Source organism: Schaedlerella sp. (assembly GCF_056796775.1).
In genome coordinates this window covers 1-10,708 of sequence record NZ_JBQIKP010000083.1, presented here as the reverse complement: position 1 = coordinate 10,708, position 10,708 = coordinate 1, and the positions used below count along the sequence as shown (strand labels likewise).

12 protein-coding genes, 1 tRNA gene and 1 pseudogene are annotated in these 10,708 nt (G+C 51.4%); 6 read left to right on the top strand and 8 right to left on the bottom strand.

Annotation, left to right across the window (positions count from 1 at the left end):
- Positions 1-99 precede the first annotated feature (99 nt).
- Positions 100-300, top strand: a pseudogene (locus ACTOY7_RS20965) (diaminopimelate decarboxylase); the annotation flags it as partial.
- An 81-nt stretch (positions 301-381) separates the two neighbouring features.
- A tRNA-Leu gene (locus tag ACTOY7_RS20960) sits at positions 382-464 on the top strand.
- Positions 465-668: 204 nt separating this feature from the next.
- On the opposite strand, the gene spoIVA is transcribed toward ACTOY7_RS20960, so the two are convergent.
- Positions 669-2,141, bottom strand: a complete 1,473-nt coding sequence (spoIVA, locus tag ACTOY7_RS20955) for a stage IV sporulation protein A (protein ID WP_160284152.1) — start codon at positions 2,139-2,141, stop codon at positions 669-671.
- A 110-nt stretch (positions 2,142-2,251) separates the two neighbouring features.
- Here spoIVA and ACTOY7_RS20950 point away from each other — a divergent pair, with 110 nt between their 5' ends.
- Entirely contained in the window at positions 2,252-3,349 is a 1,098-nt protein-coding gene (locus ACTOY7_RS20950) for an XdhC family protein (protein ID WP_160284153.1), read from the top strand.
- 120 nt (positions 3,350-3,469) lie between these two features.
- On the opposite strand, the gene ACTOY7_RS20945 is transcribed toward ACTOY7_RS20950, so the two are convergent.
- The 7 genes from ACTOY7_RS20945 to ACTOY7_RS20915 all read right to left on the bottom strand — a co-directional run bounded on the left by ACTOY7_RS20945 (position 3,470) and on the right by ACTOY7_RS20915 (position 8,773).
- Entirely contained in the window at positions 3,470-4,483 is a 1,014-nt protein-coding gene (locus tag ACTOY7_RS20945; protein ID WP_160284154.1) for an NAD(P)H-dependent glycerol-3-phosphate dehydrogenase, read from the bottom strand.
- A gap of 62 nt (positions 4,484-4,545) precedes the next feature.
- The gene (gene plsY / locus ACTOY7_RS20940; protein ID WP_482671788.1) at positions 4,546-5,175 is read right to left on the bottom strand and encodes a glycerol-3-phosphate 1-O-acyltransferase PlsY; all 630 of its coding nucleotides are present in this window, start codon (positions 5,173-5,175) and stop codon (positions 4,546-4,548) included.
- 4 nt (positions 5,176-5,179) lie between these two features.
- On the bottom strand, positions 5,180-6,508 hold the full coding sequence (gene der / locus ACTOY7_RS20935) for a ribosome biogenesis GTPase Der (protein WP_160284156.1): 1,329 nt from the start codon (positions 6,506-6,508) through the stop codon (positions 5,180-5,182).
- A gap of 131 nt (positions 6,509-6,639) precedes the next feature.
- Positions 6,640-7,971 carry a DUF512 domain-containing protein gene (locus ACTOY7_RS20930; RefSeq protein ID WP_160284157.1) on the bottom strand — a complete coding sequence of 444 codons (1,332 nt, stop codon included), beginning with the start codon at positions 7,969-7,971 and terminating at the stop codon, positions 6,640-6,642.
- Between the two features lie 162 nt (positions 7,972-8,133).
- Positions 8,134-8,283: a hypothetical protein gene (locus ACTOY7_RS20925; protein ID WP_482671787.1), complete on the bottom strand. Its 150-nt coding sequence runs from the start codon at positions 8,281-8,283 to the stop codon at positions 8,134-8,136.
- A gap of 68 nt (positions 8,284-8,351) precedes the next feature.
- A complete protein-coding gene (locus tag ACTOY7_RS20920) occupies positions 8,352-8,546 on the bottom strand; it encodes a helix-turn-helix domain-containing protein (RefSeq protein ID WP_160284159.1) in 195 nt (64 codons plus the stop codon).
- A 14-nt stretch (positions 8,547-8,560) separates the two neighbouring features.
- On the bottom strand, positions 8,561-8,773 hold the full coding sequence (locus ACTOY7_RS20915; RefSeq protein ID WP_160284160.1) for a helix-turn-helix domain-containing protein: 213 nt from the start codon (positions 8,771-8,773) through the stop codon (positions 8,561-8,563).
- 153 nt (positions 8,774-8,926) lie between these two features.
- Here ACTOY7_RS20915 and ACTOY7_RS20910 point away from each other — a divergent pair, with 153 nt between their 5' ends.
- The 3 genes from ACTOY7_RS20910 to ACTOY7_RS20900 all read left to right on the top strand — a co-directional run bounded on the left by ACTOY7_RS20910 (position 8,927) and on the right by ACTOY7_RS20900 (position 10,112).
- A complete protein-coding gene (locus ACTOY7_RS20910) occupies positions 8,927-9,280 on the top strand; it encodes a helix-turn-helix domain-containing protein (protein ID WP_482672378.1) in 354 nt (117 codons plus the stop codon).
- 313 nt (positions 9,281-9,593) lie between these two features.
- Complete coding sequence (locus tag ACTOY7_RS20905) at positions 9,594-9,836, top strand: hypothetical protein (RefSeq protein ID WP_160284162.1); 243 nt, start codon at positions 9,594-9,596, stop codon at positions 9,834-9,836.
- A 3-nt stretch (positions 9,837-9,839) separates the two neighbouring features.
- A complete protein-coding gene (locus ACTOY7_RS20900; protein WP_160284163.1) occupies positions 9,840-10,112 on the top strand; it encodes a type II toxin-antitoxin system YafQ family toxin in 273 nt (90 codons plus the stop codon).
- Positions 10,113-10,708 lie beyond the last annotated feature (596 nt).

Here is a 10,708-nt window from a genome sequence, read left to right as displayed (position 1 = left end):
CAGCACATACAACATAAAAATAGGGAAAATTTGACAAAAAAATAAGCCTAAAATAAGGCTTTAAGAAGTTTTTGGGTAATGGGAAGTGTCGAACTCCCGATCGCCCTGGGAGATTATCTGGTCATCCACGACACAGGGGCACACGGATTTGCCATGGGGTATAATTATAATGGAAAGCTGAAATCCGCTGAGCTTCTACTGAGGGAGGACGGAAGCGTGGAACTGATCCGCCGCGCGGAGACCCCTGCCGACTACTTTGCAACCTTCGACTGCTTCGAGATTGGAAAAAAACTGATATAAGGTATTGCAAAAATGATTCGGATGTGTTAAGATTAATTCTGGTTTGAAGAGGATGTATTCAATACTTTTCAGGCCGGATAAGCGGATGTGGCGGAATGGCAGACGCACAAGACTCAAAATCTTGCGGGGGTGACCTCGTGTGGGTTCAAGTCCCACCATCCGCAGTACACGGCGCAAAACCTCAGTGATTCAGGTTTTGCGCCGTTTTTTGCAGTGGTATTTAGAAGCTTGAAAACCTCGAAAAATCAAGGGATTCAGCTTTTTTATTAGATAAAAATGAAAATAGACCAAATCAGCGCAAACCCTGTGTTTATAAGGCTTCTGCTAACTTGGTCTTACTATAACTCAACCCCCGCTACCGGGCCGGGTCAGATGATGATGCACACCAGTCCCCCGTTGCTGTCATTGACGATCTTCTGCATGGTATCCTGGAGCTTTACCTGGCTCTCGTCGTTGATCATGGTGATCTTGTTGCGCATGCCGTCCATAACCAGCTCTTCGATGGATTTCCCGAAAATATTGGTTCCCCAGACGCCTTCCTCGGTCTCGCTCTCCGCCTTGATATATTCCACCAGGTCCTGGGCCTGCTTCTCGCTTCCCACAATGGGCGCGATCTCCGTCTCGATATTGGCGCGGATCATGTGGATAGACGGCGCCTCGGAATGGATCTTCACACCGAACTTGTTGCCCTGCTTAATGATCATGGGCTCCTCCAGGGCAATCTCCTCCTTCTTCGGGCTCACCACCCCGTAGCCCTTCATCTTCACATCCGCGAACGCGTCCTTGATCTGGGTGTATTCCTCCTTCATGGCGGCCAGCTCCTTCATCACGGAGATCAACTCATACTCTCCCTGGATCTGTGTTCCGGTGAGTTCGCTTAAGACTTCATAATAGAACTGCTCCGCGAACCGGATCAGGATGCGGATCTTTCCGGTATCCATCTCGATCTTGTCAACCAGGATTTTTTCTATGTACGGACTTTCCACCTCCGGGATCCCCGATGTCACACTGCGGATATCATCCAGCTCTGTCATCATAAATTTTACGGCCGCCAGCAGATCCTGCTTGATCCGGTGCTCTCTGGACAGCATTTCCACCCACTTGGGAACAAAAAATTCCACCTCGGAAATGGGAAATTCATACAGCACCTGGCGCATGATGTTGTTCACATCCTCCTCCTTGAGCTGCTCGCAGTTCACAGGGAGCACGGCGGTTTTGTATTTTTCCTCCATGGCGGCCTGCAAAGCTTGTGCCTCATCCGTATATGGCTTGGTGCAGTTCAGCAAAATGATAAATGGTTTTCCGATGGACTGCAGCTCCTGGATGGTCCGCTCCTCCGCCGCCACATAATTTTCCCGGGGCAGGTCGCAGATGCTGCCATCCGTCGTGACCACCAGACCGATGGTGGCATGGTCGTGGATGACCTTCTGGGTCCCGATGGCCGCCGCCTTTGTAAACGGGATCTCGTACTCAAACCAGGGCGTCTTCACCTGCCGCTCCGTGTCGTTCTCGATGTGCCCGGAAGCCCCCTCTACCATGAAGCCCACACAGTCGATGAGCCGGATCTTCACCTCCACATCCTCCGAGAGCTGGATGGAGGCCGCGTCCTTGGGGACAAATTTCGGCTCTGTGGTCATGATCGTGGTGCCGGATGCCGACTGGGGCAGCTCATCCTTCGTACGTTCCCTGCTGTTTTCATCGGTCATGTTGGGAAGGACCAGCAGATCCATAAACCGTTTGATAAAGGTTGACTTGCCTGTCCGAACCGGACCGACCACGCCGATATAGATTTCCCCGTCGGTCCTTGCTTTCATATCCTTGTATAACTGAAATGAGTCCATAAAAATACCCCCTTGTTCTGCTGATAACAATGTATGCAGAAAAAAAGGGGGGTATGATAAAATCCAAAAATATGCTATACTTTTTTAAACCGTAAGAAAGGAATCCTGATATGAATGCTGTTTTTTCTAAAATATCAGAGGAGCTGGAGCATCACCATGACCTGATGCTCGTCACCATTACATCAAAAAGCGGCTCCTCGCCCCGGGGCGCCGGAGCCCAGATGCTTGTCGGAGAAGGCGGACGGCTCTGCGGCACCATCGGCGGCGGCGCCGCGGAACACCGTTCGGAGGAAACGGCCCGTACACTACTCCAAAAGAAGTGCTCCGGGGAATACTGCTTCAAGCTCCGAGAACAGGCCGGAAACGATCTCGGTATGGTCTGCGGGGGTGAGATCTCGGTCTTTTTTCAGTATATCGATCCTGCCGCAAAGGAATGGAAACGGCTTGTCTCCCGAGTGCTGGTCATGCTCAGCGCACATCAGCCGGGGCAGCTCGTGCTGCATCTGGATGGTTCCCTCCCCGCTCTGCTGGATAACGAGGGCAGGCCGGTTCCCGGTATCTTCCCGGAGGTTTGCGATTCCCCTGGAGAATCCGGGCAGACAGCAGCACCTCCCCTGCCGTCCCGTACTGGTGCCGCTCTGCCATCTTCCGATATGAAATGCCGGAAAACAACGACTTCCTTCACCATGCCCCTTCCGGTACAGGACCGTGCCGTGATCTTCGGCGGCGGACACTGCACCCAGGCGCTGGTGCCTGTGCTGAGCAGGATTGGTTTCCGTATCACGGTAATAGACAACCGGCCGGAGCTTTCCCTCCCGAAGCTCTTTCCTGAGGCGGAAACCGTCCTCTGCGGCGATTATTTTCATATTTCCGATTATCTGGACCTCACTCCGTCAGACTATGTAGTAGTCATGACCAACGGCCACACCCATGATTTTGACGTACTGCGCCAGGTCCTGCAAAATCCGCCTGCCTATGTGGGCGTCATCGGCTCCCGGCGCAAAACGGCCTTTGTGAATCAAAAGCTTCTGGAATGCGGTATCGAAAAGGACGTCCTCTCCCGGGTACACGCCCCTATCGGTACGGCCATCAAGGCAGTGACGCCGGAAGAGATCGCAGTCAGCATTGCCGGGGAAATGATCTATGAACGGGCGCTTCTGCGGGAAGCGCGGGAGATCTGCCCGGCACAGGGCTGTCCCATGCACTAATTTTATAAAAATAAAGCCAAGGCCTGCCACATCAGACTCCACTGGTGTGACAGGCCCTGGTTTTGCGATTCATACTCTTTTCGTACTCACAGCAGATGAATCATCTGGCATTCCGTATCATCATTCCTCCCAGGGCAGCGATGCGTTTTCGCTGCGGGAAGCACGCATCATCAGCCCGTCCACGGCCTCTGCCGGGTTCTTTCCCTCGAACAGAACTTCATTGACCGCTTCCACGATGGGCATGGATACCTGATACTGCTGGGCCAGCTTTTTAGCGGCTTTAGCGGAATACACACCTTCCACCACCATCTGGACCTCTTCCATGGCCTGCTCCATGGTCCTGCCCTGCCCGATCAAGAAGCCTGCCTTACGGTTCCGGCTGTGGACGCTGGCGCAGGTCACGATCAGGTCGCCGATACCGGTCAGCCCGGTAAAGCTCTCGATCCTTCCGCCCATCTTCACTCCCAGCCTTGCAATCTCCGCAATTCCTCTGGTAATCAGCGCGGCCTTGGTATTGTCGCCGTAGCCCAGGCCGTCCGCGATCCCGGCCGCCAGAGCGATCACATTTTTCAGGGAGCCGCCCAGCTCAATCCCTAAGATATCCGGGCTGGTATAGACCCGGAATACCTTACTGATAAAGACAGACTGGAGATATTCCGCCGTTTTCTTCGTCCGCGCCCCGATGACGCAGGTGGTGGGCAGCCCCCGTCCCACTTCCTCCGCATGGCTGGGGCCGGACAGCACCGCTACATCCGCCTGGGGAATCTCTTCCTCAATCTGCCGGGAGAGGGTCATCAGAGTACTCTCCTCAATCCCCTTTGCCACATCTACAATGATCTGCCCCTCTGCAACGAAAGGAGACATCTTTTTTGCCGTCGCCCTGGTAAACGGGGATGGCACCGCAAGGACCAGAAAATCCTTTCCTTTTATCGTCCCTTCCAGGTCTCCCGTAATCTTCATATCCTCCGGCAGCTTCACGCCCGGCAGTTTTTTCTCATGCTCCCGCTTTTCATTGAGCATCTGCACTTCCGCAGGGTCAATGGACCACACCGCCACTTCATTTCCATTGTTATACAGCAGAACGCTGAGCGCTGTTCCCCAGCTTCCTGCGCCGATCACACCGATATTCGCCATATTCTCACCTTCTAAACTGTCCTGACAGTTTCCTTTCCTGTTTTTTTCAAGCCGATCCCGAGTTATTTCTTGCTCCTGAACGGATTCTCCGTACCTGCCAGCAGTCTTTTGATATTCTCCTTGTGCCGCACCCAGGCCAGTACCATCAGCAGGAACACGAGCACGTACAGCTCCATCCGATACCGAAATGCCATGTCAAAGCCTCCCAGCTGTCCGTAAAACAGCACCTCCAGGAAAAACATGGAGGAGGCCAGAAGCGACCCCAGAGATACATACCGTGTCAAAAGGACCGCGATCAAAAATGCGGTCAGCGGGATCGGCACCATCACGAACCCTGTCGCCAGTACCAGCCCGGCCAATACCGCGATTCCCTTGCCACCCTTGAATTTGAGATAAAACGGGAAATTATGCCCCAATGTGGCGCCCATTCCCGCATACATGGCAAGCAGCGGCACATACTCGGTATCCCGGTAAAGGTACCGCGCGATCAGGACCGCCGCTAGGCATTTGATCACATCGCCCGCAAAGGTCATGGTGCCCGCTTTCCAGCCCATAACCCGGAGCGCGTTGGTGGAGCCTGCGTTTCCGCTCCCTTCCTTCCTGATATCCACGTGGTTCATTTTGCCGACCAGATATCCGGTCTGCAGAAGCCCGCATATATAACCGATTGCCAGACAGATGATACGTTCCATGATCCTACCGCCCCTTTTCCTTTCTTTCTCTGATGTAGAATTTCAGTGCCGTCCCCCGGAATCCAAACGCCTCCCGGATCTTATTTTCCAGATACCTTGTGTAGGAAAAATGCATCAGCTCCTTGTCATTTACGAAGATCACAAAGGTCGGCGGCTTCACCGCAACCTGGGTCATATAATAGAGCTTCAGCCGCTTGCCCTTGTCCGACGGAGGCTGCTGCATAGCCACCGCCTCGCTGAGGATCTCATTGAGCACCCCGGTAGCCACACGAAGCGTCTGGTTGGCAATGACCATATCGATCCTGTCATACAGCTTGGTGAGGCGCTGTCCGGTCATGGCCGACACATACATGATCTCCGCATAAGGCATAAAGGACAAAATCTGCCGGATCTGATTCTCATACTCCCGCATGGTCTTATCCGTTTTCTCAATGGCATCCCATTTATTGACCACGATGATCACGCCTTTGCCCCGCTCATGGGCGATCCCCGCAATCTTGGCGTCCTGCTCGGTGGCCCCTTCCACCGCGTCAATGACCATCAGCACTACATCCGCGCGCTCCACTGCCGTCACCGCCCGGATGATGCTGTAGCGTTCCAGCTCTTCCTTGATCTTGCTCTTCCTGCGCAGCCCCGCCGTATCAATCAGTACATATTCCCTTCCGTCATATTTTACTACACTGTCGATGGCATCCCGGGTGGTTCCCGCGATATCCGATACAATGGCCCGGTTCTCCCCGGCCAGCTTGTTGAGGATGGAGGATTTTCCCACATTGGGCTTCCCTACGATGGCGATCCGGGGACGTTCATCCTCCTCTTCCGTGCCGGCCCCTTCCGGGAAATGGGAGATCACCACATCCAGCATGTCCCCCAGCCCCAGCCGGGAGGCCGCCGAGATGGGAATGGGGTCGCCGATCCCCAGATTGTAAAACTCGTATACATCGGGCATGAACTTCTCAAAGCTGTCCACCTTGTTTACCACCAGGACTACCGGCTTGGCGGAACGCCGAAGCAGATCCGCTACCTTGGAGTCCGCGTCTGTAAGCCCCTGCCGAACATCGGTGATAAAGATAATGACATCCGCCGTGTCGATGGCGATCTGCGCCTGCTCCCGCATCTGGGAGAGGATGATATCCTTGCTGTCCGGCTCGATGCCTCCCGTATCGATCATGGTAAACTCCCGGTCCAGCCAGCTCACGTCCGCATAGATCCGGTCCCTTGTCACCCCCGGCGTATCCTTCACGATAGAGATCATGCCTCCCGCCAGGGCGTTGAATAACGTAGACTTTCCCACATTGGGGCGGCCTACTACTGCTACTACTGGTTTACTCATCTTCTATATCCCTTCCTGTATTCTGACCGAAGGCTGTTTTTTTGCTCTCCGGTCCGTTTCATCCCTGATTGGTTTCGGTTTGGAATCCCTATATATCTGTCAGATATTCTGCCGTATTTATAAAGGCATAATCACGGTCTCTCTGCGTCAGGATTCCTTGCCAGGATTGCGTCCAGCAGATCCTGACCGCTTGATTTTACAATATTCAGCGGCACTTGTAAAGCACTCTCTACCTGGGAAACCGTAAAATCATCTAAAAATACGTCTTCCTCGGCACGCAGCATATTGCAGGGGAGCAAAAGCCGCTCCGCCAGATCCTTCCCGGAAAGCTGCTTCACCAGGTCCTGCCCCGTGATCAGCCCCGACACCGTGATCTGCTCCCCGAAAAATTCATTTTTCACCGGGCAGACCATGACCTCTGTACGGGGAAACTTTTCCCGAAGCTGCTCTGCCATCCGTTCCAGATAAGGCGCGGCCAGAAGCCCGGTGGCAAGAGAAAGTCTCCGTTCCTCTTGGTCACCCTTCTCCTCGTCCAATGCCTCTGCAAATTCGTTCAGAAGCAGACGCAGCATCCCGACCCCGTTTTCCAGCTGCAGATACCCGTCATAGGACTCCTCCTCCGGCAGTTCCTCCCCGGCCAGGATGTACCACTCGTCGCTGGCGTGGATGAAGTGCAGGCCATGTTCCGGATACAGGCGTTCCTGCCATCCATGAATCAGCTCCAGCACCTTCCGGGCTTCCTCCCCTGTAAAGGGCTCCAAAGGCTCCAGCCCCTCCCGAAACCGGGTCAGCCCCACGGGCACCACGGACACGCTACGCAGGAAAGGCAGGTACCGGGTCAGTTCCCGGATACTCCGATCCAGCTCTTCCCCGTCATTGAAGCCCTTGCACAGGACGATCTGCCCGTTCATCTCGATCCCGGCCTCATAGAGCATGTCCACCTTTTTCAAAGCTTCCCCGGCAAACCGATTGTGCAGCATCCTGCAGCGAAGCTTGGGATTCATGGTCTGAAAGGAAATGTTGATGGGCTCTAAATGGAATCGGATGATCCGCCGAATATCGTGTTCGCTCATGTTGGTCAGCGTCACATAGTTGCCCTGGAGGAAGGACAGCCGGGAATCATCGTCCTTAAAATACAGCGTATCCCGCATCCCAGGCGGCATCTGGTCGATGAAGCAGAAAATGCACTTGTTCCGGCAGGAACGGTATTCATCCATCAGCCCCTGTTCAAATTCCAGCCCCAGGTCTTCGTAAATCTCCTTCTCTATCTCCAGCTCCCACTGCTCGCCGTCCGGCTTCTCGATCAGCAGCAGGATCTCCTCTTCTTCTATATAATAACGATAATCAAATACATCCTCGATCTCCTGTCCGTCCACCGAGAGCAGCCGGTCCCCCGGCTTGATGCCCATCTCCCAAGCAATACTCCCGGGCTGAACGGAGCGGATCTTATGCTCATGTGCCATAGATACTCTCCCTGTCCTGGTTTCGTCCGGTTACGCTTCACAGTCTGTCCGTCTGTGAATCGTGTTAGCAGCAAGCGCACGGCACCGCGTGAACAGTAACTGAATCGTAACCTTCTTTTCAGCATTATACCATAATAACTTGAATTTTCCACCACTTTATAACTATATAAAACCATTGTTTTTCCTGATTTTTACGTGGTGATTCTGCATAACCTGGTGCCGCTCCTGAAACTCCCTGGAGCCCACGCCAAGGCGCTCGATCTCTGCGGCGTTCAGCTCGTCCATCATTGTTTTAAATTTTTCCTGCGTCATGTCCACTCCTTCCCGCTGCCATGCAGCAGCCGCTCCATCCATTTCAAAAGGCACCGCCACGTGTGTTTTTACAGTTCTATGATCTCTTCGGGTTTCACTTCCAGAGCCCGGGCAATTTTACCCAAGAGCGCCGGTCTGCAGCTCCGGCCGCTCATGACAGCCGAAAGCGTCTGCCGTGATATCCCGGCTTTCCCCGCCAATTCTTTCTGGTTCATGCTGAAATCTGCCATCAGCAGAAGAACCTTTGTTTTGTCTAATCTCATTTTCTCACCTCGCTTTATTCAATAATTTCAGTTACTTTACATTCGAGAGCCTTTGCGATCTTGCCCAACGTAGCAATTTTACAGCCACCTTCTCTCATGATCCTTCGATAAGACGCGTAACTGATTCCCGAAGAACCGCATAAATCGTATGGATTCATGCACTTTCCAGCCATGAGAAGCTGCACCTTATTCTGGCTGATTTTTAAACTGGTCATTACTTTCGACATTTCTTCACCTTCCTTTTTCATTATTGACAGGTATTTAATCACCTGTTACAATACAGTGTGTGAGGTGTATTATTACCTGTCAAGTGCAAAAAAGGTTATTTATTACCTGTTATTTTATTTTTAAATATGTTATACTATTTTTGAGGTGATAAAATGACAGGTGACAATATAAAACGAATTAGAATAGAACAAAAACTCACACAAAAAAAACTGGGGGAATTATGTGGAATTGACGAAGCGAATTTGCGCAAATATGAAAATGGAAGGCTAAAACCTTCACTCAATACAATACGCAAAATAGCATCTTCTCTGAATGTCTATCTCAGCGATTTAATAGACGATTGGTCAAGCTATTCATCCGAAGAATATGCAAAAGATTTGGAAAATGGCCTCCCACTTGATGAATTAGGAATGCTTCAAGACTACCGTATTTTAAATGATAATGGTAAAAATGAAGCGCGGAAACGTGTTAATGAGTTAACCGAGATAAAAAAATATACCGAATAGCAATTTGCGCCGGCGCAATTCCTCCCAGGAGAAGGACTGACCACCAATTATTTGTCAGGTAGGGCTGAAATGGCCCATCCTTGCACCCGATCGGGGAGGTTCTCGTCTTTCAGGATGAATACTGACCAAGCCCATTTGGAATCCGTCACCTGTTCGAAAAACGGACAATCCAAAACTGGCGCGTCAAATCAGAGGCAGGGGCACTGGTATTTACGGAGCAGGGGTAAAGAGTAAATTCCCTTCTCCCCCAGCGACAGAACAACAAAAATTTGCACCAAAACCACATACACAAACCAGGAAAGGAAGTGCAACTATGAGTTATCAGGAAATAGCAAAGACCATGATTGACCGTTTACCAGATGATAAAATGATTTTCGTTATCAATATGCTGGAAGGACTTGGAGAAATGTCCGGAATTGATATATACCCGGATTTCAAACCAAATGCAGACACAATAGCGGCAATGGCTGAAACAGATGAAATGATAAGGACAGGGAGCGGCCAGCACTTTGAGGGGACAACAGAGGAATTATTCTCCCAGATCCTGGAGGAATAGCCTATGCTAAAACTCAACCTGACATCGCAATTCAAGCACGACTTAAAGCTATGTAAAAAACGAAACTATAATATCGACCTGCTAAATGCCGTTGTCAATACATTACGAATACCGGCGGCGCTTCCACCGAAAAACAGGGATCATGCTTTAAAAGGAAATTATACCGGGCGCCGGGAATGTCACATGTCCCCGGACTGGCTGCTTATATACCGGGTAAGCGGAAACGAATTATATCTTGACCGTACCGGTACCCATACCGATTTATTTGGTATTTAGACTATGGAAGATGTGTCTTAGTCGATCTATTTGCCCTGTACAGTTGTTTTGTGCATCCGTTGAAAAGACGGCCCAGGCCAAAACCGGCTTCAGTTCGTCCTGCTGGACGAATGCAGAACGCAGATCTGCTTCATGCTCCGTACATTGAAAATAGTATATCTGCCAAGGCAGCCGGGGGACGTGCTCCCACCCGTTTCGAGTCTTGTAGGAAAGGGTGGTGCTTATGCAATGAGTACTTATGAGGAACTTTAGCTAATCGTATCGGTGGCATTATTGATCGTGTCGATCCTGAATTACGTCAAAAGGAACAATAAGAAATAGCCGTCCCGCTCACTGGCAATGACTGGACGACTATTTCTTTAAGTCTAATTTAATTATTCGCCGGGGCGGGTGAGATGCAGTCACCTTCCGGCTGTCTTGTCAAATATATTATATGCAATTTTATTGCCGTTGTCAAACCATTTATAGACATTTAGACATTTCCATTCATTTCAAGTTACTGGTCAGACCCTGACCAAAATTAAAAATGAGTATACCAAGCAGCTTCTCTCTGACACGGGGAAGCTACTTGGCATTATTCATTTTTTATCAGCAGG

Coding starts and splice junctions, on each gene's coding strand:
- ACTOY7_RS20945 (WP_160284154.1), bottom strand. CDS start 4,483: ATGGCGAATATCGGTGTGATCGGCGCAGGAAGCTGGGGAACAGCGCTC.
- der (WP_160284156.1), bottom strand. CDS start 6,508: ATGAGTAAACCAGTAGTAGCAGTAGTAGGCCGCCCCAATGTGGGAAAG.
- ACTOY7_RS20920 (WP_160284159.1), bottom strand. CDS start 8,546: ATGAGATTAGACAAAACAAAGGTTCTTCTGCTGATGGCAGATTTCAGC.
- ACTOY7_RS20950 (WP_160284153.1), top strand. CDS start 2,252: ATGAATGCTGTTTTTTCTAAAATATCAGAGGAGCTGGAGCATCACCAT.
- ACTOY7_RS20910 (WP_482672378.1), top strand. CDS start 8,927: ATGACAGGTGACAATATAAAACGAATTAGAATAGAACAAAAACTCACA.
- plsY (WP_482671788.1), bottom strand. CDS start 5,175: ATGGAACGTATCATCTGTCTGGCAATCGGTTATATATGCGGGCTTCTG.
- ACTOY7_RS20925 (WP_482671787.1), bottom strand. CDS start 8,283: ATGACGCAGGAAAAATTTAAAACAATGATGGACGAGCTGAACGCCGCA.
- ACTOY7_RS20900 (WP_160284163.1), top strand. CDS start 9,840: ATGCTAAAACTCAACCTGACATCGCAATTCAAGCACGACTTAAAGCTA.
- ACTOY7_RS20915 (WP_160284160.1), bottom strand. CDS start 8,773: ATGTCGAAAGTAATGACCAGTTTAAAAATCAGCCAGAATAAGGTGCAG.
- ACTOY7_RS20905 (WP_160284162.1), top strand. CDS start 9,594: ATGAGTTATCAGGAAATAGCAAAGACCATGATTGACCGTTTACCAGAT.
- spoIVA (WP_160284152.1), bottom strand. CDS start 2,141: ATGGACTCATTTCAGTTATACAAGGATATGAAAGCAAGGACCGACGGG.
- ACTOY7_RS20930 (WP_160284157.1), bottom strand. CDS start 7,971: ATGGCACATGAGCATAAGATCCGCTCCGTTCAGCCCGGGAGTATTGCT.